Source organism: Martinezella rhizogenes, assembly GCF_007002745.1.
Taxonomy (GTDB): domain Bacteria; phylum Pseudomonadota; class Alphaproteobacteria; order Rhizobiales; family Rhizobiaceae; genus Agrobacterium; species Agrobacterium cucumeris.
Genome location: NZ_SGNY01000003.1, coordinates 390,620 through 416,251, shown reverse-complemented (window position 1 = coordinate 416,251; position 25,632 = coordinate 390,620). Strand labels below are relative to the sequence as shown.

Genomic DNA, 25,632 nt, shown 5'->3' with positions numbered 1-25,632 from the left:
AAGCTCCTTAGACTGCGGGCGAAAGTGCAGGGCGTTCAATTGCCCCGTTCACTTCGTCCAGCAGCAGTTGATACCGGACGATATTGCGGTGGGTGGTGATATGGATTTGCTCCATGATCGCGACCGGCTCAAACTCGACTTCCAAGAAAGTCTTACCGTTCGCCATCAAAGACGGAGTGTTAACGTCAGAGAGCCAGACGCTACCGCCAAGCGTATCTTCGTTTCCCTGGAAGACGCGCATGGCCTCGTTGCCGTCTTCCACGAACAGCTTGAAAATCCCCTTGGTGGTTTTGCGATCCACGTAGAGGAAGTAAAGGTCTTCCAGCGCTTCATTGACCATATCGGCGGTCGCGCGCACGCTGTCGAACTGCCACAGCGGATCATCAATCGCGAGGCGGCTACCCCACGTCCTGAAACCGCCGCGTTCATTGATGATCGTGGCAACCTGATTTTCATTCAGGTAATTGCTGTCATCGGGATAGGAGATCGTGCGCGCAACGCCGTCGATGGTGCGGATGATCTTGTTCGAGACCGACCCCGAAAACCCTTCCGCCGACGCCACTACGCGGGAACGAACGCCAGCGAAGACAGGTGCAACCGGCTTCGTCACCGGAACACCGTTGACGTTCTTGATCGTCTTCGGATCGATAATAAGAATGCGACCGCCATTGACGGTTTTGCGGAACCGCAGTGCTTCCGCGTCGGTCGTATTCGGTCCCGTGATGTATGCGCGAGCGCGGATTTTCGGAGTGATGGCGTTGAGCGCCGAAACGAACGGGTTCGCCACGTCGCCGACATTGGCCGTGGCGGCAGGCAGAACCTTACCCGCATCGGCTCCCCCGCCCGTGAAGGTCAAGAGCGGAGCCGCCGACATTTTCTTGCCGGGAGCGACGACCTCAACCCCAACCACCTTCTTGGCGTTGGGGCCAGTCCCCATGATTGCTTTGAGTGTCGGCAACACCTTACCGGGGTCTGCGCCGCCACCCGTCGCCGCCACGTCAGGCACTTCGGTCAGATTGTCGCCTTCGGAAGTCAGCGACACCGAGACAACTCCGCCCTCAATCCATGCACCCGTATCGCCTGCGGTAATGAGGACGCGGGGCTGGTAGCTGGTAATCGCCTTAGCGCGAAGCGCCGCATAAAGGCCAGTTCTGGCCACGGGGTCGCCGATAAGGTTATTCTGCAGGGTCGCAGCATCTGCGCTTTCGGGAACGCGGTTGACGATGCACCAAGAGCCGCCTTCGTTGAAAATGGTGGTGACATCTTCCAACAGCGTGCCAGCAGCGCCAAGCGCCGCCGCCTGCGGCAATGAGCGAACGATGGTGGGATAATTCAGGGGAAACGCAGCGGGGTCGGCGTCGGGCGCGGTTCCATTTACGAAGGTGATGCCACTGCGCTGGACGCGCACAAGCGAAGGGGTGTCGGCGCTTTCGACAAGCTTGACGCCATGATGATAGGACAGGTCAACCATTCGGCTGGTCTCCGTTGAAGGTTCCAAATATTTTGAAGGGGGGTTCCGGCTTGAACCGGAGACTAGATAGCACCGCGCCAGATCGGGCGGGGGTGATTTGTCAATTGGCGTCCGGCGTTCCAGCAGGCCAATAGGCAGCGTTCGAAGCGAAGTCCGCCGGTATCGGGTCCATGTCTTTCAGTGCGCGCGCCGCGAAAATATGAGCCTGCTTATGGGCCATAGCAGCCTGCCCCATTGCAAAGGTCGTTTGCGCGTCGAGCGGATGCGTCGAGTTGTCTGCCGCGATCCATTCAAAATCGCTGTCACCGCCGTGCCACCGGAAATCGCCCGGCGGTGCCCCGTTGACCATGGCCGCGAGCGCAGCCGTTGACGCCCCTGCAATGTTCTCGCGATCCTGCCGACGCGACTGATATGCGACCCCGTTGAAGGTGAAGCCTGCCGCAATGCGCCGATCACGCTCACTATCAACTTCCATTTCAGTCGGTGCGGGCACTGCAAACGGTTCGGGAGCGTTTCCCGCCGCTAACCACTCATCTCGCATGCGGCGCAAGTGGGTATCGGCGGGGAAAGAGAGATCATCTGCCCACGAAGTTCCGTCGCCCATAACGATCAGAATGGAGGTAAACGGCGGTGGAGCAGTCCGTCGAATAGAAGTAATCATTCTCAAATCCTCGCGTCAGCGACCCATAGGTTGTTGGCTTGGAAGGTGTCCTGCCTTCCGCTGATGGTCGCCGCAAGGGCGTCTACAGCACCGAAGCCGGTAAACCCTGCACTCACCGCCACAACGGGGACGGCGCGCATTCTCGTGCCCAGATCAAGATAGCAAGTCTTGGTCCTCGTATCAGATGCCGTTGATGTGATGCTGTCGGGAATTGCGACCCTGTTGATGGTCGAGCGGAAATAGTAGCGCAAGCAAGCCCGCCAGGCGTCGCCAATGTTGGGAAGTTCCCATTCCGGCAATTGCCCTCCGGCGTAAAGGCCGATGTCAGCCACCTCTACTACATTCCCTACCGTTGCCATGAACGGGGTAAGGGAAGCCGTGGCAACGAAATTTCCGTTGCCCCACTCGTTTTCTTGGGCCGTAAGGAAGCTGCTGCCGCTGGAAAGCGTTATTCTAACGGATATTCCAGAAGCACTGCTGTCCTTCACCCACGTGCCAGTTTTGCACCCCGGAACTACCGCCGTTATCAGCTTATCCTTGTTCGCCTCTGCCGCCGTCACCGTGAACATTTTTACGTAGGATCGGGTGAGGCTAGTGTTGGTGAACGAAAGACCGTAATTTCCCTGAGGAAGCTTCACAACGCCGCGCCATACGAACGGCATAGCGTCAGCCGTTCCGAATTTGAGGTCGGCAACGTCGATACCCTCAATTGGAAATACGACTCCGTAATAGTCTCCCGTGCCATAAGCGGCATCAGAAGTAAGAACGGTTGCTCTGAACCGATAGGGCGAACCGCCGGGGGTATCAGATGCGACTTGCCCCGCCCTGAGAACGCCGCCACCCGTCGAATTTACATGGACGCCGTCCATGACGTATTGAGCGGTGCCGACATCGACAGTTGCGCCAAGAGCCCTGTCTTGGCAAACTTGGAACGCCGGGTTTAGTTGGCGATTTCGCCGACTGGCTTTCGTTTCAAATGCCGCCTTTTGCGCATCACTGATGGGCTTGTCTTTGTCTGCCGTGTTATCGGCATTGCCCAGACCGACATCAGCCTTCGCCAAGACCACATCACCCGACAGTTCCTTGTCGTTCACCTTGCGCGTGCTAGGCACCTTTCCGGCAAGTCCGTCGGAAAGAGCTTGTGCCGTCGCGTAGTAGGCAGGCTCACGCCCTCCAAATTTGAGAGTGTCGGGAGCCTTGCCGCCTATTATGATCTGGTCAATCTGCTCCTGCGCGAGCGTGATGGATTGCTGCAAGTTGGCAATCTGCGGCGCGACGTTCACCTGAATATAGTCAAGTGAAGCCTGAATGCCTTGCGCCTTCAGGCTTTCGAACGATGCTTCCAGTTCCTCGCGGTCGGACAGCCGCACGTGAATATCGAGCATTGTGGAATTCCACAACTCTCGATCAATGAGCGTTTTCGGCCACGACGGAAGCTGATAGCCGTTAGACCTCTCTGGCATAATCAAGCACCTCGTCACCTTCCTGCTGGATGATTGCCGCAACGACCTTCCCGAGCATTTCGATTTCGTTCAGCGGCTTGAAGGTGAAGGCTCCGCGACGTACCGGGCGCGACAGCTTCACCTTGTAAGTTTTTTCCGGGTCAATCTGGAAAGCCATGGGGACCTCCTAAAGTGCGGCAATGAATGCGTCCTGCACGAACGGCACAGACGCGACGTTGTTGGTGCTGGCCGCAGGGCGCATGCGGGCGGCAGTCGCCGACGCGCCAAGCATGTAGGTTGAAAGATAGGTCCGGCGCGCAGGCATCTGCGGGTCGACCGTGATTTCAGTGGTGCTAGGATTGACAACCGTATTGCCCACCATGATGGCGGGCGTGAACGTGTGCCGGTCGGGATCGAACGAATCCAGCGTGTACTGCGTCTGAATGCTGGTAGTCGAAAACCCAAACGGAAAGCTTTTGCTGACTGCCCTCATGCTGTTCCGGTTCCGGGCAACGCGCGAAACTGCCTTCTGGTCAAGCTGGATCATCGGCTGCAAGTCAGCCGTACCCATCATCACCATACGAAGCTCAACCGACGCAGGAAGGCCGACAAGCGGGTTTGTTGCCGGGTCGCCGTCATCGAGTTCGGTCCAGACGGTGGAGCCGGATGGCCGAATTTCCCAGCCGAGAGAACAACCACCCGGAACCCAACCGGCGTACAGCATGTCAATCTGCGTCATGCCGTCCGCGAGGTTCAGCGCCTGCATCGGAATAACCGTGCGTGGGCTGCGATATCGTGCAGCGTTCAGCCGGAAGCAGATGTCCGTCTCTGTCGACCCCTGCGCAAATGCGCCGTCTGTCGTCAGGAACTGCGTGCCGCCCGTATATTTATTGGACCCTGAAATGTGTAGCGCATGCGCTCCTGTCGTCACAGTGACGAAAGCGTACCGCTTTCCGCTTTCGAGAAGCGTGATCGGAAGAACCACTTTGTTCCAGCCAACTACAAGATCAGCATGGTTCAATTTACCCTGCGCAAGAACCGCATCAAAACGCGGCATGCCCCCAATCGTGGTTTCCACGATGAACACATGCACATCGCCATCGGCACCGACGCGCGCAAATGACAAGTCAAGGCTGGTCACCTGCATTGGCTGCGCTACAAGGAACGATTGCCCGTAGATCGAACCGTTAACCCCCACATCTTCGGTCACATACTGCCAATACGGTTCGCTGTAGATTTCATAGCGAACCTGCCGCACACCATAGGTTTGGTGACCCGGCCCGTAGTTCGCGCCGACATAGACAACCTCGAAGGTCTCGCCACCGACATTCAACATTTGGCCCACCCTGGAATCGCCTCCAAGGCCGGACCAACCGGCAGTATTCTCGCAAGCGCCCATGGTTGGACCGTATGTAATACGGATGCGGGATGCTTCCTTGCGGACAAGAGTGGTTTCGGTGTGCACCAACTGCGAAATATTAAGCGTCGCATCCAGCGAGGTGTTTGCAATGCGCGTCACCTCATCAAATGCTGGCACCATGCGGCGACCGCGAAACGCAATCTTCGGATCGTCTTCCGCCTGCACTTCAAGCCGGGCCTGCGCTTCGGCAGCGAAACCGAAGCGGACGCCCTCTTCAATCCGGGCTAACCAGTCCACGTGCGTCATGTCCCAACGGTCGGGGATAAGGCCGTCATCGAACACATAGGCGCGCGCCTCATCCGGCAAATCGACTTTGAGCCGGGCCGCGCCGATATCGCGTTGCATCTGGCGAATGATGACCGGACGGGGGATTTCGGTTAGCTTGCCTTGAATATTGACGATCTGCGTTTCAATCGTCTCAGTCCTCATGAAAAGACCGTCAAGATCGACTTCCAGCGCAGTAACGCGACCTTCGACTTCGAATAGGGTTTTCACACGGTCGCTGTTGCCCGGCTCGATAGCATTCGCGTCAATCCCCGAAGAGGTCAGCAGCACGAAGGCGATACATGCATCCGTAGACGCCACCACGGGCTTGACCGGAACCGGGTTCGCTTCGCCCGGCTGCACGATCAATTCAACAACCCGGCGAATTGTCTTCGGCGTGCTACGGTTGATGATGACGCTGGTTTCGGGATCGTCGGATGTCTCAAACGGGCGGTTTGCCGAATCCGTCACCTCCTTGCCACGCAATAGGATGGCAACCCAGCGCTGGTCGGAAGCTGCCGCCGGGATATAAATTTGAAGGTTCAAGTCGTTCGGCGCTTCCTGCGCATAAACGATTTCCCCGGCGACATAGCGGCCAGCCGAAACCGTGATTTCCTGCGCCGATTTACGCGCGACGGTAAATGCCGCCCAATGGGCAGGATAGCCGATGGCATCCAGCCAAAGGCCATCTGTTGCGGCCTGCGCCTGCAAACCGATGGCTTCGAAATCCGCATGATCGGCGATTTCAGCTTCTGCAAAGGAAGTGCGCTGCATGTGTCGTTACCCTCAATCCAGCCGCTTGCGATCCATGTAACCGCCGATGGCATGGCTTCCGTCGATGAAAATGTTGTCGTTAAAGGTGATGCCGCGCCGCCATGCGAAGGAAACAGAGTAAAGCGTTTCCGGGGTCTTGGCGGTCGCCATGGCGCGCTTGGCGCGGCGGATGGGTTCAAGGTTGATGGCCGTCATCGCCGCTCGCCCGAAGGCGCTGCGGCCTATCTGAAAACGGTTCTTCGGCGCTGTCAGCGTGACACGAACAAGGTAATGCGCAACATAGGGCTGATGCGCTATCGGTGTCCGGCCAATCACCGCGCGCCCGAAGGTGAAGCGGTTGGGATGCGCAATGCGATCCACGATTTCCGCATCAACAAACGCAAGGTAGCGTTTCAGCCCGGCAAGCGTGCCTTTAAGCGCACCCAAGGGGGACGCGGGATAGAGCGTCGAAACCCCGGCACACTGCGCAATCATTTCCCGCTTGCGCTCTTCGGTCCAATCATCGAACCAGAGATCGACCGAATGATGCACGGCCAGCCACGGCAGAAACCGTGCGGGCGTCTGGTACGGGTCCATCAGAACAGCGTAAGGGATCGGCAGATCATCCGACATACCGGCGGCAAGCGCCTTTTCGAATGGCTCCGCCGATGACGGCAGCAACACACCTACGTCGCTCATGCCCGCACCTCGACAGCGATGTTAAGGCTGGCCATCACTGGCACCTTATAGGCGTCGGGCAGGATGACGACCGGCGCGAGGTCGCGCACCCTGATAACGCCTTCACCGAAGGCCGCACCCGAAAACAGGGCTTCGGGGATTTCGCCGCCGATCAGGATGCGGGCGGTCGCCGCTGCGGTGACACGCTTTTCAGCTTCCTGCCGGACGATATCGGCAGACGGTCCGACCGCCGGAATTTCGAGCACAAGCGAGACCGCATATTCCGTCCGCCCGGCGGCCATGACCGATATAGCCACAGCTTCCGGCGCACGGTTCGGGTTCGTTACCGACGCCCGGACTGCATCCAGCTCCAAGGAAGTCGGAAGCCTGCCCATCGGGCCGATGACAACAACATCCGTGTCGCCGCGACGGCCATGGACCGCCCGGCCATTCACCCGCGCATCCCAAAGCCCAAGGGCCTTGTCAGCAGATTGTGGCCAAGCCGTCCACGCATCATAAAGGTAGCGACCGGCAGAACCGGCGGACGGCAGATCGTAGGACAGCAGATAACGACGCAACAGTGCGTCATCGCCTTCCATGATCGCCGCCGCATTTGCGGTTGCAGGAACCACGGTCAGGCGGACTATGTTGCGGTTTGCGGCGATGGCATCCAGATTGGACCCCTTCGCATATGCCGCCAGAAGCGACCGGAAAGTGTCATTGACGTTCTGGCGGTCCAGAAGGCGCAGGTATGACCAAGCTTCACCGACGACGCCCGCCGGGTCCGTTTCGAGATCCTGCACGTCATATTCCGGTAGCGACGGATTGACCGCCCGCAGCGTGTTCCAGAACGCGAGGAAGCGGACCTTGAATTCGCTGTAAAGCGTTTCGAAATCCAACGGGCTAATCGCATCAGGCAACGGCAGGCGCGAAACATCAATTGTCGTCGGTGCGTAAATCGCCATGGTCACTTGCCCGGATAAATGACGCGGACGCTGGCGCTCTCCGCAACGGAGTAATCGCCGCGATGGCCGCGAGGATAATAGGTGCCGAAGATATCGAGCGCGATGACGCCACCGGCATCCGCTTGGGTCACGCGCCCGGCAGTCATTCGGAAGCGCGGTTCCCATTCGAGGATTGCCGTTGCTGCGGCGGAATAGAGTGCAAGCACGTTCCGCCGCGTCATCTTGCCGTCGATAAAATCAGGGACATTGCTGCCGAAGTTTCGGCGCATGACACGCGAACCTTTCGGCGTTCTCAGAATTTTGCGGATTGATTGCTCCGTATGCGGCCAATCATTCAGCGGTGCGCCGGTCTGACCGTTTACGCCGGTTGAGCTTGCCATGGGCGCTAGCCTCTTTTTCAGGGAGAACGACATTGCCGAAGGGCGGCGCAAGCTCGCGGGCTTCGTCGTCGGTCAGGGGGATGATTTCGCCAGCCGACCGCCAGCGCCCGGCGATTTCGCAGCCGGTTCGAACCTTGTAGTTTTTCATGGGATTTCCTCAGTCCACCGCGAAGACGTGTTCCGAGCCTTCGACAATCGGCCACTTGCCCGACGAAGAACCGGACATGACGTGCACAAGGTCGCCGATCCGGGCGACACGCTTGCCGCCGTCGCCGCCAAGCTGCACGTTCGGCGATTCAACAATCACCTTCGGCGACGTGACTTTCGCCTGTCCCGCCGATGCTTCAATGACGGTATCGCCGATCTTGATATGAAACGGCGTGTCGCTGTTCTCGCGGGCGTTGTCGTCGCTATAGGTGGAAAAATCTATCTGCGCATCGGTCATGTCGCCATTTTCGGAAACAACATCCACCTGTTCGCCAACGCTGTAGAGGACATCGACCTTGACGCCACCGGCAGCGAGGGTCCGCGCCTTGATCCATGGCGTCAGGTAGGGCTTTCCCGCCTGTTCCGACAGCTTGACGCGGTACTTGGATTTGTCGTCGCTGACTTCCGCAATCGTTCCCTTGCGCCGCCGGTTGCGGTTCCGGCGCTCAAGTTCGGCCATGCGAACATAAAGGTCTGTGATCTGGTCCACCAAACTGGCCATCAGGGAAACCCCTCGTAAGGTGTGATCAACAGGGCATCGGCCTCGTCATGAATAAGACCGTATCGCCGCATGGCCGTCTGCAATTCACTCGCATTGCCGGAAAGCTGTGCCCGGATGAGGGCGATCTTTTCCGCCATGGACGGATCATTCGGAGCTAGATCACTTTCGCATTTGGCGAGAAACATGGCGAAAGGCGAACCCGGCTTGAGCGGTTCCCCGCGCAAAGGTTCGGCCACCATACTCGCGGTGACTTTCAGTTGGTGCGCGGCAAGCCGCATCCCGTTCGTGTCGCCGCTAATGCGCGACCGCGTGGCCGATTGAAACGACTGGCAAAGAGAGCGGAAAATTACCGCCCATTCATTATCGGGATCATTGAGGGCATCGCCAGTCTGGCGAAGCGCCATATCAAGAAGAAACTCAAACGTGGCATCCGTCGCAGGCATGCCAAGGATAATACTTTCATCCGTTTCGGAATCGGTGATCGCGTGCGCCGTGGCCACCCCGGACTCGAAGACGATATCAAGAAGACCGGGGGACGATAGGGAGCGAAGTTCAAGACCGTCCACAACCTTAGAACTGTCAGTGTAAACCGAGATAAATTGCTTGTCCTTATCCGTCCGCAATGAACCGTCGGCAGCGATATCGAGTACGCCGATTTCGCTGTCCAACACGTTCGAGCCGACAATGGTGTTTCCCTTGGTCGCTTCCACGGCGGAGATGCGGGCGGCAAAGCGAATGAAGGACATGGAAGCTCCTAAATCTCTTTCAAGGCAACAGCGATAAGGTTGCTGTGCCGGTCGCTGACGAAATCAACCGACCAAGCCGGTTCGCCAGCCCGATCCATCGCCCGCACGCGGTCACCGGGTTTGAGCGCCGGGCCTTCGTATGTCGAACGGTCAATGAACAGGACGGCATCCGCCGCAGCGAAGCGCACACGATGGGGGCCGCTAACCGCATTGCCTGCGGGTCGCGTTGTGTCGTCTTCCGTGTGCAGGGCTTCGCAGCGGATGACGATCTGCGGGCGGTCCGGGTCCGTCTTGCCGTTCACCAAGAACGACAGGCGGACCGTCTCGCCAAAAGCGCCGCCAACCTTACGGTCAACGGCAGCTTCCAGTTTTCGCCAGTCCACCATCTTACTGATGCAAGATGAGGTCGCCGGTCGCCGAAGGATTGGCGGCGACGGCGGCGGCGTAACCGACCTTGGTGTTTGCGCCAGCATTATCGGCGGTGGTCAGCTTGGCACCATCCCAATAAAGGACTGCGCCTTCGGCCCATGCCTGCGCGTTCGTCTTGGGCAGGGTGAAAATGCCCGAGCGGGAAATATTGACGCGCTGGCCAGCCTTGGCGGAAAACTCCGCTACGCCGAACAGCTTGCCGACAAGAACGCCGTCGCCGGAATTGACATCGGCGGGCGCGGTGACTTCCACCGTATCGGCGGGGCCTCGATAGTTTTTCATGGTGATCTTCCTTGCGATCAACGTGACGGAGAAAGGGAGAGCCGAGCGGCTCCCCCAACGAAGTCAGGCAGGCGGCTTACGCTTGGCCGGGGTTGTGATAGCCGAAGCGGAAATCGGTCGCGCCGCAACCGAAGTCGTGTTCCACCGACATGCTGAAACCCTGCGAGCCGAAGGGTTCATCCATGCGAACGCGCGGAGCCTCGTAACCTTCGAGGTAACCCCAACGGTAATTGGAGCCGGTCGAAGGATCGGCGAAGAGGTCCCAGGAATTGTCCGCGATCTGCGACGTTTCCACCAGTTCGAACTTGCCGGAGAAAATATTGACCGTGGAAACCGTGGCGGGCGTGATGGATGCCAGCAGCTTTTCCGCATCGGTCAACTGGTTCGGGCCGACGAGCATGATACGCGCCGGGTTTGCGAGCAACGGCTTGCCATCCAGAGAGGTCTGCCGACCCATCGACTTGCGGCCTTCGCCGACGCTATCGACAGTAATCGCAGAACCAGCAGCCGCAAGGTTCTTATGGTCAGCATGGAAGACGGTTTTGCCGTCAGCAAGCTTGCCGTTGTACGCACCGCCGTAGAAGGTGACTTCTTCGAACAGGGCAACCGAAGCGCCATAGCTCGTCAGCAGTTCGGCGATGGCGCCAAGATCGTCATTGATGAGCATCTGGCGGCTGATATTCAGAGCGATGGCATAGCTGAAAGCCTGCACGGCTTCCTTGCCTTCGCCGAACGAACCGAACTTGATCTTGCCGTTTTCCAGAATCTTTTCCAGCATCGGGAAATCGCCGGTCTTGACGATCGTATCCGGGCGGAAGTCGCGGAAATTCTTCTTGCGGGCGAAGCGCTTGAAGGTCGGTTGCGCCAGCACATAACGCTGTTCCAGCGTACGATTGACGGCACCTTCGAAGATGACAGGGAAATCCGAAGTGGAATGCGCTGCACGGCTGAAGATGTTATCGATATCGCGCGCGTTCAACATACGGCGACCGTGATAGTTCACGCAATCGGCGGCGATATCGACCAGACCTTGACCCATATACTGGCGGGCAGCGGCAGACGGACCGACCTGCGGGAGCGGCGCGCCGAGACCGTAGGCGAGCGCTTCGACACGGGCCGAACGGATGGTATCGGCTTCGTCATTGCCGACCTGCACGCGAACGCGGCTGTCGGTCGGGGCGGTGCGCTCATTGGTCACCATGTGATCCAGCAGAAGACCCCGGAAACTGTCAAGCGAAGTGCCGGAGCGGATATGGTCACGCGCGAAGTCAGGGAAACCTGCACGCGCCGCCAGATCATCGATAGTCGTCACCCGCTCCCGTTCGGCACGTTCCGCGTTCTGCGCAACGGCCTGCGGCGTGGTGGTCACAGGTGTGGGAGCCGTACCGCCTCGCTCCGCAGTTTCGAGCGTTGCAATCCCGGCGCGGACGCCATCGAGTTCGGCGAGAATGTCCGAATGCTCTTTTTCGATGGCGCGGGCCGCTTCATCGGACAGCCCTTCCACCAGTTCCTTGCGCTTGTTTTCGGCACGCGTCGTCAGGTCGGCGGCGGTTGCCCGCAATGCCAGCAGTGCCGGGCTGGCCTGATAGACATGATCCAGAATGCCGCGCGTCTGCACGAACGCATCGTGGCTCATGAGCGAGGCCGCGTGGGAAGGGTCGGCGGAAAGAATGGTGAAGGCGAGACCGAAGCAGACGATTGCGGCGACGGTCGCGAAAACATATGCAGCCTTTTTCATGGCGTGCGGTTCCTTTTGTATTACCGGGCAGGACAAGCGCCGTCGCCCTGCATCCCCGGTGGAAGTCAGGCGGCGAACTGGAAAAAATGGAATGGGTGTCAGTCGAAGCGGCGGGCGTCTTCTGCCATACGCATGCGGGCAGCGCGCAGGCCGTGACCAGCAGCAGACTGGATAGAAAGCGGGAAAGTGGTTTCGCTGGATCGGACCTGCGCACCGGGATCGGCGGGAACGGTCACAAAAGAAATCTCGTTTGGCGTCCAGCGCTCCACGAAAATCTTTTCGACCTCGCCTTTCTTCGCCGCTTCCTCCACCCGGATTTTATCGATGGAGTAACCAACCGACACATTCTTGATGATCTTGTCAGAGACCAGCCCGAACATGCGGTCGGCGGCGAGATCAATTCCGGCCTTCGGGAAACGGATGGTTGCCCATCCTTCGCCCTTTTCGATCCATGCCCGTTCAACAACGGCGATCTGCGAAAAGGTTGACCAACGGGAATGACTGTCGAGAACCGGCGCACCTAGATTCATGCGCGACAGGTCCAGCGCCCGTTCGCTGACGACAAGGACTTCATCGAACGGGACAGCCGTGTCCCATCCGGTATAGCGCAGGCGGCGCACCGCAGCACCGGTCGTGAACACCAGCGTCACGGTGCGGGCCTCTTCATCGATGGAACCGATATTGAGGTCATGCCCGCGAACCTGCATCGGCAGGGCTGCGGGCGCTTTGCGCAGTTCAAGTTTCGTCATCGTCGGGGTCCTTGTCGTCGTCTTCCGGCTTGTCGTCGGGCGGGTCGTCTGTTTCGTCCCGCTGCTGCACCTGCCCGGCCTGAGACATCCGCCGGGGGTCGCTGTCGAGAACAAGCTTGCGCTTGTCGATCTTGGCTGCGTCGGACGCGATTTCGTCCAGAACGTCATCCGGGTTTTCGCCCATCTCGGCGATAACGCTGGACAGAGAGCGGAAGCCCGAGCGAACTTCCTTGATGCGGGCGTTCACGTCTTTGAGCGGATCGGCGGAATAGAAGCGCGGCGGCGACCACTCCACGGGAACCTTGGGCGTCTTGATGATGCCAGCGAAGTAGGCCGCTTCGCAGAACCAGTCCCAAATAGGCTGCAACAGCATCGGAATGATGATGAGCCATTGAACGGCGGAGATCGTCCGGCGGAAGCCTTCCAGCCCAACCTTGCTGGACGAATAGTTCACCTTGTCGAGCCGACCGGACAAGATCGCATGAGGAACCCGCCAGCCCGCCGCGATGGTGTGCAGCATGGAGTTCTTGTAGGGATCGTAGCTGTCCGTCACCGCCGGTTGCGAAAACTCCATGCCCCGGCCACCAACTGCATTGTAGAACATGCCGGGTTCGAATTTTTCGACGCGCCTGCCGTTCACGTCATAGATGCCGGGCTTGGCTGGACTGTTATCCGCCATAGGCATGCCAAGCTGGTCGCCTTCGTCGCCGCCGGTCATCACGCCGACAAGGCAGGCTTCCAGCCGCTTGCGCGTCAATTCCGCTTGCTCGTATGACGCCAGATCGTAGGTATCGGCCATCGCTGGCGTACCCCACGGCGCGCCCATCACCTGCGTGCGCTGCTTTTCGAAAGCGTGGGCAATATCGGAAGCGGGAACCGGCTTCGAAACAATCGTGGACTTCGGGTCAAAGAAACTGTTGCCCGGATGAGATCCGAACATCCAGTAAGCGCGCTTCCTGCCGATGGCATCAAATTCGATGCCTTGGATGATCTTGCCACCATCGGAAAGAACACCTTCCTTGGTAGTGTCGATCAAGTCCGGTTCCAGCACCTGCAATTGCAGCGGGACGGGCAGACCGTCTTCCAGTCTGCGGCGGCGGCGGCGAACAAGGCCGTTCCCGCTTTCGAACATTTCGCGGGCTGTCAGGTTGACGATACCGTTGAAATCAAGATCGCCGTCCGCATCGCAAACCTTGCTCCACTCCGCAAAAAGCTTGTTGAGCTTCTTGTTTTTCGAGCGCGGAATAATGCCGTCGCCGATGGCGTGGGTAACAAGTTCGTGGATTGCCTTCGCAGCATAAGGGTTGTTGCGGGCGAGATCGCGCATGCGGTTGCGCAGGGTCCGACCGGCGCGCGCAATTTCAGCGTCCGCCGATGTTGATGGTGCACGCCTGCCGGATTTCAGGCGGCTGGTATCTGCGCCAGCGTATGCGCGTGACATGATTTCCAGCGCGGCGCGGTGCTTCACCCGCCTAAGGCCAGCTTCGGGCGAGAAATAGCCAATGGTCCGGTCGAGAACGGTAGCGAGGCCCATTAGTCGAGCGCCGCGTAAATGGTACGGGAGCCGCCCGACCGGGTGGATTTGAGGGCGGCAAGAGCCTCCCTCATATCTTTGAGAGAGTGATATTCCACCTCGCGGCGAGTGCCGCCAGAGTGGAATATCACCTTTCGCGCGCCCATTGCGATTGCATCTTCAAGCGCAGCAATTTGATCGTCTGTAGTCGCCATTATGCAAGCCACTCCGGTTTCGCGATTTCTTGTGTGTAGGTTGCGACCGCCGGTTCCGGCGGTGTCGAAAGCTCGCCCTCGCGGTGCGCCCAATTGGCATTGACCATCTGCCGGGCGGCGAAGGCATAAACGGTGCAGTCAAGCGCCTCGTGGCGTCGGCCCGGTATCGGGACGAACTGGCGGCTTGGCTGGCCGCGCAAATAGCGGACTTCCATCTTTTCGCCTGCAAGCTGCTCGTACCAGACTTCCGGCAAGTCCTTCGAAAACCGGATGGACTTGGGCCGGGCCAGCCTGCCGAAAATGTGGCTCTTGATGCCGTCCACGCCGACGATGAAAAGGCGTCCGCCCTTCACGTTCGTTTTGGAGCGCTCGATCCATGGCCGGTTGCCCGCCGCACCCTTGATCGCCAGAACGCGGCGATTGAAGCGCGGGAATGCGAAGCGATAGACCGTTTCCATCGTTTCGCCGTCCGAGCTATCGACGCAAACGGCATCAACCTTGATCTTACCGCCAAGGGGATGGTCCCATTGCGTGGTCAGGGCAACGTCCAGTTCGGCCCATGTGGTATGGTCGTCATAGCGACCCCAAACGACCGTATGGCCGAGAACATAGGGGATGCCTTCCTTGTCCCAACCGACGAAGGTAGCTTCGAGACGATCATCCTGCACGTCCACGCCGACCGTGATAATCAGGACTTGGATCGGAATATTTTCCAGCCCGAAATCTTCGGCCCGGCCCGCAAGCTCGATATCGTCCAGTTCGTCGCCGTCCTCCTTCCACCCTTGGGCAAGGATGGTGTTGACGAATGTTTGCAGCGTCGAAGGGTCGTTTTTGACCGTGACGAATTCACGCGCCAGCCGCCCCCAGGAGGCGTTAGGCAAAAGCGAAATCAGGGCGTTCATGCGGAACCCGGCATGATCCTTGATTTCCGGTCGAAGAGCGCGCCAGCGGCCATTTGCCACCATGCCCGGCTTATGCCGTTCGTCCACGACGGAGCCGCATTCGGCGCAAACATAGTACGCCTTTTCCGGCTCGCCTTCGGGCCAATGGATATCGGCCCATGTGATTTCATGGAAGTGACCGCACTCGGGGCAAGGCACCTCATAAATGCGCTTGTCCGATTGCTCGTAGGCCCGCAGCACGTAGCTGGTCGCCTCGTAGACCGGCGTTGAACCCATCACAATCTTGCGGTCAGCGAACGACAGCGTGCGGCGTTCTGCCAGCAGGATCGGCGATCCTTCCTTCGTCGCGTCCATGCCGTCCGCCTCGTCAATGAAGAGGATACGGACATTGTGACGGCGAAGGTTACGCGGTGCCTTGGCGGCAATGACTTTCAGGAAGCCGCCCGGAAAGCGACGGGCAAGAAGCGTGTTGCGCCCGCCTTCGCTGGTGTCGCCGGTCAACAGGCCGCGAAGCGCTGGCGAGGCGTCGAAAATCGGTTCAACGTCCGAAACCATGTAGTCGCGGCAGTCGGCCTCTGTCGGCAGAAGCGAAAGGATCGGCGACGGATCGTTCGAACAGAAACTTGCCATGGCGCTGGTCAGCAGCGTCGTGAAGCCGACGCGGACCGGCTTGACCAGCGTAACCCGCTCAATCGCGCTATCGCCAATCGCATCGGCAATTTCTCGCTGCGGCGGCCACAGCCGAACCTTGCCGGTGAGCGATGAAACGCCTTCCGGCAAATGGACGGTGTGTTCAATCCATTCCGACAGCCGAAGTTTCGGCGGCGGTAACAGGCTGTCCCATACCGCTTGCCGCAATGTCGCCAGCGCCGTTGTCATCGTCCTCGTCACCAAGTTCGGTAAGCGCCGACCGGATTTCTTGGCCGATCAGGTCCACATCGTAGGTCGTGAGATGCGGGAGCATCTGCCGACAGCGCGAAGGCACCGACAGAACAGCGTTGCGGATGCGTCGGCCTATCGAAACCCATTCGTTCCGCACGTCCGTCATCGAAACCATTTCGCGGCGCATGGCTGCGTTTTTCATCGCCGTCTGGTCTGCCTGTTCTCTCGCCAGTCTGGCGCGTTCGGCGGTCAGAACATCCGCGCCGTCACCGCCGCGACCGGCGGCAACACCCCGCAAATGCTCGCAGTAAAGTTGGATGGACTGGCGAAGATCGAAGCGATTCCGTTCCGTCTTCACCACGATTCCACGCTCTACGAAATCCGACACTGCCCGCTTCGAAACCTTCAGCAGTTCCGCCAGTTCGGATGCGGTGATTTCGATATCGAGCGAGGGCTTTTCAGGTTCGGCAGGTGCCGTTTCGGTAAGCAGCGGGAGGCTTTCGCCAGCTTCCGCATGCTTCTTGTGCGATTTGGCCGCAAAACTCGGGCTGACGTTGAACTTCGCCGCCGCTTCCCGAACCGTATGGCCCTCGTCCATGAAGGCCACGACCTGTTCACGCAACTCGTCAGGATAGCTCTTTGCCATCTGATTCCGATTCCACTGAAAGGGCGGTGGAACCCCCCTATAATTTTCTTCACAGAGCGAAATCCCGCAGTCGCCCACACCCGCTACTTGGCCTCTTTTGGGGGAGGACCCGACCGAGGGGGGGTATGGGGCGGGTCGCGACCGGGGGTCGGGGTGGCCGGTCAGGGGACCAGCTTGGCAAGGGCTGCTTCGACCCGCTCTTTCAGCAATGGCGCTGCGATGCGCTGGAAAGCTTCGGCTGTCGCGCCGCTGGTCATTTCCTTCGGGATGAAGACGCCCGAGCGGGCGAAGGTGATCTTCGTGCCGGAGCGATTGAGCCGGTAATAGGCATGGCCGTTGAACTGCGCCACCGGCTTACGGTCGGGAAACTGGCCGCCACGTAGGAACGCGCCGGGATAGAGCGTAGGCTTTCCGAAGGGTCGCGCCACGACACCGGCTTCGGTTTCCTTCGGGCGCAAGTATTTGAGGCGAATGTTGCCGCCTCGCGTTGTCATGTCGTAGACCAACCGGCCCGGCCTTGCGGTTGCCGGATTGCCGATGGCCTTAACGATGGTGGCACGCGGCAATCCGGTCTGTTTCGTCAGTGTGCGAACAACAACAGTTTTCGACCTGTTGCCGACACCGTTGACGATGCGAGGCAGTACGGTCGGAAACTTGGTTTTCAGAGCAACTATCCGGTTGCCGTACTCCGCAAGATTGCGGTCGGCCCATTTCATGGACAGAACAGCCATCGTCAGATTTTCCCGGAAGTTGCCTACACCCTACGCAAACGAAAAAGGCGACCGGGTTAAGGTCGCCTTCGCTCAAGTCCGCCGATGATATAGCTGTCGCACTGGCCTTGAATCGGTCTCTCTGGCGAGAGGGTCAAGGCAGGGTCCACCCCGGCTTACCAGCGTGGAGGTTTTTGGAACCCCACTCGCCGGTCAAAACCGGCGCGCCTGCACAGGATCAGCAGATCATCCTGCGCTATGCATAGTCACAACTGTTCGAGCAATGCAAGAGGGGCTTCGATGGTCGAAACCTTGCCAAACACGTCAACCGCCACCACAGCGCCGGTAGCAACGCGCTCGCCGTCAACGGTCCGATCCTTGCGCAGTTTCAGGATGGTGCCGCCGAAACTGGCGAAGGGGCCAAGCACGAAACGAACCTTATCGCCGCGCTTGAACTGTTCGCAGTGCTTCACGTCCGGCGCAGTCTCGTCATCGCCGAAAGCCTTGAAACGATTCATTTCCTCGTCTGATACACGATGAGGGTGAACCATCCCGCCAACGAAGCCCGCGACACCTTCCAGCCGGGCAATCCCGCATACCGCTGCGGGAGAATACACGATGTTGACCAGCACATAACCGGGCATCAACGGGCGCAAAACATCATGGATAACCCGACCACGAACGACCTGTTTACCGCCGTTCTCCATAGGCAAAAAAGTTTTCACACCGGCTTTGCTAAGGGCGTCTTCAACAGCTTTTTCCGCCTTATGCTTCGTCTCCACCACGAACCATTCGTGTTTCCCCGGCTGATTCTCCGCCGCCATGGAAAGCATGGTGACGTTGAGTCGCTTCGTGTTCTGCATCTGGTCGAACAGAGACGCGAAACGCGACAGGTCATAAAGCTCCGGGTTGACCGGCTTGCTGGCGGCATAAATCTTCACGTTATGCATCATTGGTGCGTCCCTCGCTGATGGTGGAAAGAAATTTGGAAAGCGCGGCATCAACTGCCGCTTCGAGATCGTCAGCCCCGTCATCGACCGGGGGGAAGTAAACCCATTCGGGCGGATGCTCGATAAAGGGCCAGCCGTTGCGTTCATGCAGGCGCTTCCATGCCGCGAACACATCGCTGTCGCGATGCACCTGCCGGAAGTCCTGCACCAATGGGAGAAGCGAGAGCGACGTGTTGAAAGGCTCGCGGCGACGGGCAAGGTCGCGCATGGTGTTGACGAGTGGCCAGCCATTGTCACGGCGCTTTTCGAACACAAGCTGTTCGCGGGAAATCATGCCCTTGGCGATGCGGGTTTCGTCAAAGCTGGTCACATACAGCAACCCGGTCGGCTCTTTCGACAACGCCTCAAAGCGCGTCCCCATCCAGAGCTTGCCACAGACCTTGGCAATCCCGTGGGTGTTGATCGGCTCAGCAAGGACATGTTCTGGCAAGTCGCGCCAGTGACGGTTTTTGAGGTAGACCGCTGCGGCCATCAGGTCGGCGGGCTTGGCCCAACGAAGATAGGCGGGCGTCCGCTCCACGCACTCGGTCCGATCTTCCGGGGAAAGGGCGAACCATGCGTTGCGGGCATATTCGATATCGCCCTTTTTCCACGTCGCAAACCACAGCGTGAAAGCGTGCTCTATCTTTTTTCGATCAACCTTTTTCAAAACTCCCTCTTCCGCGCCAGCGGCTGGAGAGTTTTCTGGAATGTTAGTTGGAAGATTCTTATCTTGGTGGAACTCCTCCACCACCTTCCGGTCTTCATTTCCACCACCTTCGGGAACGATTTCCACCACCTTGGCGATGGAACGCGGTGGAACTGTTCCACCACCTTCGGAGGCGCGGGCATCGTCGGAACGTGGTGGAGGATTTCCACCACCTTCGTTATCTTCGCTGCTGGCGGCATTGCCGGAAAGGTCGCGCCCCGGCCAGCGCGCAACATATTCGTTCCGCTTCCATTTCTGGCCGCGAAAACCGTGTTGCGTGACGACAATCCAACCGCTCTCTTCGGCGATTTCGAGGTGTTTCAGGACGGTTTTCTTATCGAGGCCCGTCAGGTCCACCAGTTCCGAAATCGGCGGATAGCAGGAACCGCCGGTCGCATCCATTTTCAGGCCAAGCGTATGCAGCACAAGGCGCGTGATCGGCGGCAGGCCGGATTTACCGACCGCGTGACGCCAAGACCATGCGCGCGACATTGCGCCGTGATCCGGTTCCATCACTTGGCACCGCCTTTCCGCACCACGTCGCGCAGGAAAGAGCGCACGGCATGGACGCCGAGAACGACCGTATGCGGCAATCCGCCGTCCGGCAGGCGCGTGGCATTGATGGCTGCGAATTCCACGTCCAGCGCGTCCACGCCGAGCGCAAAATGCGCTTCCTGCAAGACACGGCGGATTGTGGTGTGGTCGCGATAGATGACGCCCTGCGGCGCGCGCAGAAGCCAGTCCGCGCGCGCCGCGTCCGTCTCGCAGTCCGCCAGAATTTCAACGATGGGCATAAGTTCGGTCATCGGCTGATTTCCCGCTCTACCTTGCGCGCCAGAGCGCGGTAGCTGTCCATCGCCTTGCAAAGATCGCCATGCGCCCGGCGCTGTTCGGCAGCAGCCTTTTCAGCGCGTGCGGTCGCTTCCTCGCAGGCGACGAATGCGACTTCCACCAGCTTGGTCTCTTTCAGGAACTCATCATAAAGCGGGTTCGAGCCTGCCGGGCCGAAGAACTGGTCGCGGACTTGCGCAACCCAATCACGCGGCACGCCCAAATCCTTCGCCACGGCAGCATCCGTCCAGGGGGATTTGTAGGCTTCCTTGGCGTAAACCTCATCCAGCTTGTCGTTGATGATGCGCCGGTCCTCGCGGCTCATCTCGCGGGGCTTATCTGCAATCGTCGCTACCGTGTCCGCCATGGCATTCTGTCCTTTACGCTTGGCCGGGCTGGCGTGGATCGGGCAAAAATCCTTGCGCGGACTGCTGCCGACCACCCACCCCTTGTTCTGGAAATGCTGAGTTGCCGCGATTGGCGGCTTTCGGTTGGTCCCGGTCTGATGCGGGAAATAGGCGACCCCGCCGCAGCAGGCGCATGTGATCTGCATGGCCTTTGTGGACTTGTCGCCGTAGGGGATGGAAACTTCTGGAAAGATGCGGTCGCTCACCGGGAACCCCCTCTTTTCCACGCTTCGAAGTCCTTCCGAAAATGAAGGAAGGCGGCTTGCGCGCGCGGGTCGTTGTCAATTTCTTTTTTGCTGGAAATGGCGAGGATGCTTTTCAACCGGGTGTCTGCCTGCGCCTTGTCGCGCACCGGCCCGCCCGCGCCCTTGATTTCAAGGAAACGCTGGAAGGTGCGGTCGGAAAGCAGCATTGCGGCCTGCGCCGCGTACTTTTTCCGCACGGCGGCGGCTTGCTGCGCCTCTACCTGCTTTTTCAGGTTTCGAACTGCTTCAGATGCCCGACCAATAAGACCCAAAAGGAAGGCGAGGTTTTCCGCCGCCCCGCAAATCAGGTCGCGTTCGTCCGGCAGGGCGTCGGCATGCAACGTGCAGATAAGCGCCTCATCGCCCGTCGAACGGCGGACGATGACTGCGATATTGTTTCCGCGTGGCTCGAAAGCCCACACATCGCCGTCCATGCGCGCCGAAAGGTAGCGCAGACGATCAACGGCTTTTAGCTCGCGAGCGCGGGCAGGATCGACAAGCTTGTTCATCGTTCAGCCCGCCATCATCGCCAGATACATCATGCTGGCACCGAGTGCGCCAACGGCGAAGCAGATCGACCCACCGACAAAATCAAGGCGGCATTCGTTGAACCGGACGCCAGCACAAAGGCAGGTCAGCAAACCGACCACAAAGAAAGCGACGGTCATCATGCGACCTCGCTTTCCGCCGTCTCGGCAACTTCCTTCGGCTGGAAATCCTTCCAGTCCACGCGGCGGACAACGGTGGCGCTGCCATAGTTTCCAGCCTCATCACGTTCCCAAACAAACCACGCCGTGTTCATGCGGCTGCTGGCCTTGTTTCCGTCCCATCCGTCGCGGTGCATCATCGGGAGGCGGCGCTTGAAGACGTAGACGCGAGCGGGCGGGCAATCATCCATGACGAAATTGCGGTCATCGTCCGCGAACCCGCAAAGGAAATTCAGATTGAGCAAAAGCGCCATTTTGCGCGGCTTGTAGACGCGCAGGGCATAGGCCACGAAGGCATTGAGTATATCGCCGTAAGGCGGATTGGTGACGATATCGTATGAGCCGGCTTTCGGCGGCTGCGAGGTCAAGAAGTCCTGCACCGCCTGCAATTCGCCGTTGCTGTCCGCCGTGCCGTAGTCGTTGATATCGGCCAGCACCACGGCGTAATGAAACGCTTCCAGCATACGCGATATCGCGCCGCGCCCGCAGGCTGGTTCCAAGACGCATGCGGTGAATTCTTCCAGCGCCAACAGCGTAAACATCGCCTCCGGCGGCGTCTCGTAAAGGTTCGCCCCGCGCTCTTCCTTCGTGGCGCTGGCCGTGCCGACCGCCGCGCGAAGATTTGCCTTCGTCGGCTCCAGCCCGGCAGCAAGCCGCGCCTGAATCGCCCGTTCGACAATGCCGGGTTCACGATGTTCCGCCGCAGCAAGCTTGCGGGCTTCGTGGATTTCCTTGCGGGACAGGCCAGTTTCATCGGACGTAAAACCGTTTCCATCGGAAACGGTTTTGGGCCTTCCGCCTACCGACGCTTGGCCCGCCGCCTGCGCTTCATCCCATTTATCGGCAATCAGGATTTTCGCGCGTGCTTCGATCAAGAGCGCGTCGGCCTGCATGCGCCGAGCCTTGGCGATCAGCTTTTCCGTTGCGCCGATCTGCTCCGCAAACTGTGCGGCGGTCTTCGCCTGATTATAGGCGACAGACGCGACGATGCGGGCGTTGATGATATCGCCATCATCAAGAAGCGCTCGCGCCCGTTCAACCGTGGCGACCAGCCCGGAAGCGTCCGCGACCGGCACCACGGCTGTTTCCGTTTCGCGCTCCGGCATGTCGCCCGGCTCCGCAATGCCTTCCAGCATAGCCAGCATTTCGCGCGCGCGGTCGGTCGGATAGTAGGTTTTGCCATCCTTCTTATCCCGCGTCAGATAGCCGTTGCTGACGGACTTATTCGCCGCCGCACCCTGCTGCTGCGTCTCCACGGTCACGGTTCCGTCGCGGACGGCGGCAGTGATGACGATAAGCGCGCTTGGGCCGGGCTTGGGGAGTTTGACTTGCTTGTAAGGGGCCATCAATGCGCCCTCATCAAGCGGTCAAGATACGCCTGCCCCAAGCCGGTCAGCTTGGCGGTGTCGCCATCGGCTGTTACATGGAGGTATCCGCAGCGGCGGCACTCTTCGGCGAGAATGTGGAAAGCAGCGCCGAGTATGGACAAATCTACTTTGCCGCCCTCTAGTTTCACATGCCGCAAAAAGCCCCTTGCACGTTCGGACAAGGGGCGCTTCATCAGTTCGGAGATGGCCGGATCGGTCAGACGCTTCATTCCGCACCCCCGACAACACTAAGCCCGACCCTCTGACCACCCTTAGCTTTCACACTGGCGAGAGCCTTTCGAAATGCGGCAAGACCGGCTTCCAGTTCCGCCGCGTCACGGTCCATTTTGTTCGCTTCCGCTGGCGTCACCACCATGTCGGCAATCGCAACCGCGCCGCCGGAAATCAGATCGCCAGCCTTGCGGACCATTTCGGAATAGGTGACGACGACGCACTGTTCGGCGGCGCGCTCATTTTCCGGGTCGGCCAGCCGCCGCCCGTTTAGTTCGGCCATGGCGGAAGTGACGACCGGCACACCGCATTCGCTTTCCAGAGCGTAGACGGCATGCAGCGGCATCAATTCCGGGTCGGTCGCGTTGTTCATGCGCCCGATGTGGCTTTTGGAGATCGAGGAAATCTCCGCCGCTCGCTCGATACCGCCCACGAGGCGGATAAGGTCACGTTGCGCGGCTTTAATGCGGTGAAACCATGCGTTTGAAATCATGAGACAATACCTTTCCCGCGCCGGGAAAATCCCAGCGTTTTTCCCGTGGTGGGAATTGATTGGAGATGAGAGTTTCAGGGCGTCAGGAAGTTACGGAGGCCCACATGCAAAACGAGAGTTGCCCGCGCCGGGCGAGAAGAAGGAAAGCGCACCGGCGCGGGTCGCAGCTGGCCGGGAGGATTGGCCGCGCGAAAGGGAAACGAGGCCGGTCATTCTGCGGCCTCACGAAAAACAGAGCGCTCCGCTTCGTCGAGCCAGTCCATCACCTTTTGATAGGTGCGGATGTTGAAGCTCAAGCCAGACTGCACCCGCGAAAGAAACTTGCTATCGCCCACAGCAGCGACACCGATTGCGGAAAAGCTGGTCTTCGCAGCCTTCGCGTATCCGGTGGCGCGTTCAATCAGACAGTTCCGAATATCAGTTTCGGTGATGAGAGGACGATTTTGCATGAAGCCATATTCGGGATTCATCCCGAATTGTCAAGGGACGCTTCCCGATGGACGTGAATATCCACCCCGTGCAAGAAGTAGCCATGGAAACATCGCTGCAAAAACGCCTTAGAATCCGCATGGATATCCTAGGCATCAACGCTTATGACGCCGCCAAGCGGGCGGGCTTGGGGGAAAGCTTTGTTCGCGATATCCTGCGCGGCAAGTCGCGTAACCCCACAGTCGAAAAGTTGGAAAAACTGGCAACGGCGTTGAACACTACGGTTGACTGGTTCCTTGGCGACCCTGCAGCAGGGGCGATCCCTGATGCTCCTACGAGCACCGTCGCCCACGCGGAGCTTAACGGCCTTGTGGTGAAAGGGGATATTCAGGCAGGAACATGGCTGGATATGTCCATTGTAGACGACGATCCAGAACAGAGAGAAGTGATTCCGGTTGCCCGCGATCCACGCTTTCCTTACGCGAAACAATACGGTTTGCGGGTTAAAGGCGACTCGATGGATTTGGAGTTTCCCGACGGAAGCTATGTGTCAGTCGTAGACTTTGCGGATAGCGGCCTATCGATACGTGCGGGATTAATTGTCCACGTTGAGCGGCGAAGTGGTCATCTGGTAGAGGCAACACTGAAAGTTATTGACCACGCCAGCGATGGCGAAATGTTACTTGCGCCGAGAAGCAGCAATCCCAAACACCAGCCTCTTCGGCTGGACGGCGACGACGCCACAGAGATCGTCATTTGTGGAGTTGTGACGGGAAGCTATCGACGCTCCACCATCTGATTCGCACTGATCTCGCAAAAAGCCGCATCATTTGCGGCTTTTTTTATGCGCGATTTCCGGGATTTATCCCGCTCACTATGGCTATTCGGGATTTGTCCCTTGACTTCGGGATATGTCCCGAATACCGTCCGCTGCATCCCGACCGCTGAACCTCGTTGCGGCTCGGGCAGACTGCCGGGCGGCGCACCCTCGAAATGTGAACATGCCGCCCGGCTCCCTCAACGAAAGAAGGATGGAGCCTTATGCTTGCAATGTTCAAAAGCCTCGTCGGAGACAAGGCAAAGAAGTTTTCCGGCAAGACCGATTTTCTGGAAGCGGTTTGCGCCGCGTCCGCACTCGTCGCCACCGCTGACGGCGAGCTTGACGATAAGGAACTTCTGGCGGCTGTCGCCGCCGTGAAATCCAACGCGGCCCTTTCCGGCGCGTTCGATGCCCGCGCCATCGAAACGACGATGGACAAGATGTGCAGCCGCGCCGTGGGCCGCGTTGGCAAGGCCGGTCTCCTCAAGGAAATCGAAGACATCAAGGCCGACCACGACATGAGCGAAACCGTGCTTCTGGTCGCGCTGGACGTGGCAGACAGCGGCGGCATTTCCGACGACGAAAAAACAGTGCTCGCGAAGATCGCTTCCACTGTCGGGCTTGATCTGGCCAAGTACCTCTAACCATGGCGACCGCGAAGAATATCGCCTTGGCGACGGCGGCGGGCCTTCTCGTCACGATGCAGGCCCTCTTCTTTTCCTTCGCCATGGACCTCGTTTCCAGCGTCCTGCTGGTCGCAATCGGCTTCGTCGCAGGCCGCTTGTCCCGCTGAACAGCCCTCCCGAGCATGAGGCAAAAAGGCTCACCCAACCCAATCAGGAGATACCG

General features: G+C 59.2%; 33 protein-coding genes. 3 read left to right on the top strand and 30 right to left on the bottom strand.

Annotated elements, in window-relative coordinates; genetic code table 11:
* Positions 1–7 precede the first annotated feature (7 nt).
* The 30 genes from EXN68_RS12200 to EXN68_RS12065 form a co-directional block, all read right to left on the bottom strand.
* Complete coding sequence (locus tag EXN68_RS12200) at positions 8–1,471, bottom strand: phage tail sheath protein (protein ID WP_142841025.1); 1,464 nt, start codon at positions 1,469–1,471, stop codon at positions 8–10.
* Between the two features lie 100 nt (positions 1,472–1,571).
* Entirely contained in the window at positions 1,572–2,132 is a 561-nt protein-coding gene (locus EXN68_RS12195) for a DUF4376 domain-containing protein (RefSeq protein WP_142841024.1), read from the bottom strand.
* A 2-nt stretch (positions 2,133–2,134) separates the two neighbouring features.
* Positions 2,135–3,517, bottom strand: a complete 1,383-nt coding sequence (locus tag EXN68_RS12190; protein ID WP_142841023.1) for a hypothetical protein — start codon at positions 3,515–3,517, stop codon at positions 2,135–2,137.
* A gap of 61 nt (positions 3,518–3,578) precedes the next feature.
* Positions 3,579–3,752, bottom strand: a complete 174-nt coding sequence (locus EXN68_RS27655; protein ID WP_193559516.1) for a hypothetical protein — start codon at positions 3,750–3,752, stop codon at positions 3,579–3,581.
* Positions 3,753–3,761: 9 nt separating this feature from the next.
* Positions 3,762–6,032 (bottom strand): hypothetical protein, encoded by a 2,271-nt coding sequence (locus EXN68_RS12185; protein ID WP_142841022.1) that lies wholly within the window; start codon positions 6,030–6,032, stop codon positions 3,762–3,764.
* 12 nt (positions 6,033–6,044) lie between these two features.
* The gene (locus EXN68_RS12180; protein WP_142841021.1) at positions 6,045–6,710 is read right to left on the bottom strand and encodes a phage tail protein I; all 666 of its coding nucleotides are present in this window, start codon (positions 6,708–6,710) and stop codon (positions 6,045–6,047) included.
* On the bottom strand, positions 6,707–7,654 hold the full coding sequence (locus tag EXN68_RS12175; protein ID WP_237681395.1) for a baseplate J/gp47 family protein: 948 nt from the start codon (positions 7,652–7,654) through the stop codon (positions 6,707–6,709). Before EXN68_RS12175 ends, EXN68_RS12180 begins: the two co-directional genes overlap by 4 nt.
* Before the next feature lie 2 nt (positions 7,655–7,656).
* Positions 7,657–8,034 (bottom strand): GPW/gp25 family protein, encoded by a 378-nt coding sequence (locus tag EXN68_RS12170; RefSeq protein WP_142841020.1) that lies wholly within the window; start codon positions 8,032–8,034, stop codon positions 7,657–7,659.
* Positions 7,985–8,182 (bottom strand): hypothetical protein, encoded by a 198-nt coding sequence (locus tag EXN68_RS12165; RefSeq protein WP_142841019.1) that lies wholly within the window; start codon positions 8,180–8,182, stop codon positions 7,985–7,987. Before EXN68_RS12165 ends, EXN68_RS12170 begins: the two co-directional genes overlap by 50 nt.
* Positions 8,183–8,191: 9 nt before the next feature.
* Entirely contained in the window at positions 8,192–8,743 is a 552-nt protein-coding gene (locus EXN68_RS12160) for a phage baseplate assembly protein V (RefSeq protein ID WP_112495636.1), read from the bottom strand.
* A complete protein-coding gene (locus EXN68_RS12155) occupies positions 8,743–9,489 on the bottom strand; it encodes a hypothetical protein (protein WP_142841018.1) in 747 nt (248 codons plus the stop codon). The genes EXN68_RS12160 and EXN68_RS12155 overlap by 1 nt, the downstream gene beginning before the upstream one ends.
* Positions 9,490–9,497: 8 nt before the next feature.
* The gene (locus EXN68_RS12150; protein WP_142841017.1) at positions 9,498–9,875 is read right to left on the bottom strand and encodes a hypothetical protein; all 378 of its coding nucleotides are present in this window, start codon (positions 9,873–9,875) and stop codon (positions 9,498–9,500) included.
* A gap of 1 nt (position 9,876) precedes the next feature.
* Positions 9,877–10,200, bottom strand: coding sequence for a DUF2190 family protein (locus tag EXN68_RS12145; protein ID WP_142841016.1), 324 nt, complete (start codon positions 10,198–10,200; stop codon positions 9,877–9,879).
* A gap of 76 nt (positions 10,201–10,276) precedes the next feature.
* Positions 10,277–11,938 carry a phage major capsid protein gene (locus tag EXN68_RS12140; RefSeq protein ID WP_142841015.1) on the bottom strand — a complete coding sequence of 554 codons (1,662 nt, stop codon included), beginning with the start codon at positions 11,936–11,938 and terminating at the stop codon, positions 10,277–10,279.
* Positions 11,939–12,036: 98 nt separating this feature from the next.
* On the bottom strand, positions 12,037–12,687 hold the full coding sequence (locus tag EXN68_RS12135) for a hypothetical protein (protein ID WP_142841014.1): 651 nt from the start codon (positions 12,685–12,687) through the stop codon (positions 12,037–12,039).
* Positions 12,674–14,221 (bottom strand): phage portal protein, encoded by a 1,548-nt coding sequence (locus tag EXN68_RS12130; RefSeq protein ID WP_142841013.1) that lies wholly within the window; start codon positions 14,219–14,221, stop codon positions 12,674–12,676. Before EXN68_RS12130 ends, EXN68_RS12135 begins: the two co-directional genes overlap by 14 nt.
* Positions 14,221–14,415 carry a phage head-tail joining protein gene (locus tag EXN68_RS12125; protein WP_112200667.1) on the bottom strand — a complete coding sequence of 65 codons (195 nt, stop codon included), beginning with the start codon at positions 14,413–14,415 and terminating at the stop codon, positions 14,221–14,223. The genes EXN68_RS12130 and EXN68_RS12125 overlap by 1 nt, the downstream gene beginning before the upstream one ends.
* Positions 14,415–16,196, bottom strand: a complete 1,782-nt coding sequence (locus EXN68_RS12120) for a phage terminase large subunit family protein (protein WP_142841012.1) — start codon at positions 16,194–16,196, stop codon at positions 14,415–14,417. The genes EXN68_RS12125 and EXN68_RS12120 overlap by 1 nt, the downstream gene beginning before the upstream one ends.
* The gene (locus EXN68_RS12115) at positions 16,111–16,845 is read right to left on the bottom strand and encodes a MerR family transcriptional regulator (protein ID WP_161991310.1); all 735 of its coding nucleotides are present in this window, start codon (positions 16,843–16,845) and stop codon (positions 16,111–16,113) included. Before EXN68_RS12115 ends, EXN68_RS12120 begins: the two co-directional genes overlap by 86 nt.
* 161 nt (positions 16,846–17,006) lie before the next feature.
* On the bottom strand, positions 17,007–17,576 hold the full coding sequence (locus EXN68_RS12110) for a hypothetical protein (protein ID WP_142841010.1): 570 nt from the start codon (positions 17,574–17,576) through the stop codon (positions 17,007–17,009).
* A gap of 245 nt (positions 17,577–17,821) precedes the next feature.
* Positions 17,822–18,508 carry a transcription termination/antitermination protein NusG gene (gene nusG, locus EXN68_RS12105; protein ID WP_193559515.1) on the bottom strand — a complete coding sequence of 229 codons (687 nt, stop codon included), beginning with the start codon at positions 18,506–18,508 and terminating at the stop codon, positions 17,822–17,824.
* Positions 18,498–19,766, bottom strand: a complete 1,269-nt coding sequence (locus EXN68_RS12100) for a helix-turn-helix domain-containing protein (RefSeq protein WP_142841298.1) — start codon at positions 19,764–19,766, stop codon at positions 18,498–18,500. The genes nusG and EXN68_RS12100 overlap by 11 nt, the downstream gene beginning before the upstream one ends.
* Positions 19,766–20,059: a hypothetical protein gene (locus EXN68_RS12095; protein WP_142841009.1), complete on the bottom strand. Its 294-nt coding sequence runs from the start codon at positions 20,057–20,059 to the stop codon at positions 19,766–19,768. The genes EXN68_RS12100 and EXN68_RS12095 overlap by 1 nt, the downstream gene beginning before the upstream one ends.
* The gene (locus tag EXN68_RS12090) at positions 20,056–20,697 is read right to left on the bottom strand and encodes a hypothetical protein (protein WP_237681394.1); all 642 of its coding nucleotides are present in this window, start codon (positions 20,695–20,697) and stop codon (positions 20,056–20,058) included. The genes EXN68_RS12095 and EXN68_RS12090 overlap by 4 nt, the downstream gene beginning before the upstream one ends.
* Positions 20,694–21,245, bottom strand: coding sequence for a hypothetical protein (locus EXN68_RS12085; RefSeq protein ID WP_142841008.1), 552 nt, complete (start codon positions 21,243–21,245; stop codon positions 20,694–20,696). The genes EXN68_RS12090 and EXN68_RS12085 overlap by 4 nt, the downstream gene beginning before the upstream one ends.
* A 3-nt stretch (positions 21,246–21,248) precedes the next feature.
* Positions 21,249–21,407 (bottom strand): hypothetical protein, encoded by a 159-nt coding sequence (locus EXN68_RS27420; protein ID WP_161991309.1) that lies wholly within the window; start codon positions 21,405–21,407, stop codon positions 21,249–21,251.
* Entirely contained in the window at positions 21,404–22,789 is a 1,386-nt protein-coding gene (locus EXN68_RS12080; RefSeq protein WP_161991308.1) for a TRM11 family methyltransferase, read from the bottom strand. Before EXN68_RS12080 ends, EXN68_RS27420 begins: the two co-directional genes overlap by 4 nt.
* Positions 22,789–23,040 (bottom strand): hypothetical protein, encoded by a 252-nt coding sequence (locus tag EXN68_RS12075; RefSeq protein ID WP_142841007.1) that lies wholly within the window; start codon positions 23,038–23,040, stop codon positions 22,789–22,791. The genes EXN68_RS12080 and EXN68_RS12075 overlap by 1 nt, the downstream gene beginning before the upstream one ends.
* Positions 23,037–23,534, bottom strand: coding sequence for a hypothetical protein (locus EXN68_RS12070; RefSeq protein ID WP_142841006.1), 498 nt, complete (start codon positions 23,532–23,534; stop codon positions 23,037–23,039). Before EXN68_RS12070 ends, EXN68_RS12075 begins: the two co-directional genes overlap by 4 nt.
* 209 nt (positions 23,535–23,743) lie before the next feature.
* Entirely contained in the window at positions 23,744–24,004 is a 261-nt protein-coding gene (locus EXN68_RS12065; protein ID WP_142841005.1) for a hypothetical protein, read from the bottom strand.
* 26 nt (positions 24,005–24,030) lie between these two features.
* On the opposite strand from EXN68_RS12065, the gene EXN68_RS12060 reads away from it, so the two are divergent.
* The 3 genes from EXN68_RS12060 (at position 24,031) to EXN68_RS27415 (ending at position 25,576) form a co-directional block, all read left to right on the top strand.
* On the top strand, positions 24,031–24,762 hold the full coding sequence (locus tag EXN68_RS12060) for a LexA family protein (protein ID WP_142841004.1): 732 nt from the start codon (positions 24,031–24,033) through the stop codon (positions 24,760–24,762).
* A 242-nt stretch (positions 24,763–25,004) separates the two neighbouring features.
* The gene (locus tag EXN68_RS12055; RefSeq protein ID WP_142841003.1) at positions 25,005–25,427 is read left to right on the top strand and encodes a tellurite resistance TerB family protein; all 423 of its coding nucleotides are present in this window, start codon (positions 25,005–25,007) and stop codon (positions 25,425–25,427) included.
* Positions 25,428–25,429: 2 nt separating this feature from the next.
* Positions 25,430–25,576 (top strand): hypothetical protein, encoded by a 147-nt coding sequence (locus EXN68_RS27415; RefSeq protein ID WP_155276033.1) that lies wholly within the window; start codon positions 25,430–25,432, stop codon positions 25,574–25,576.
* Positions 25,577–25,632: the final 56 nt, after the last annotated feature.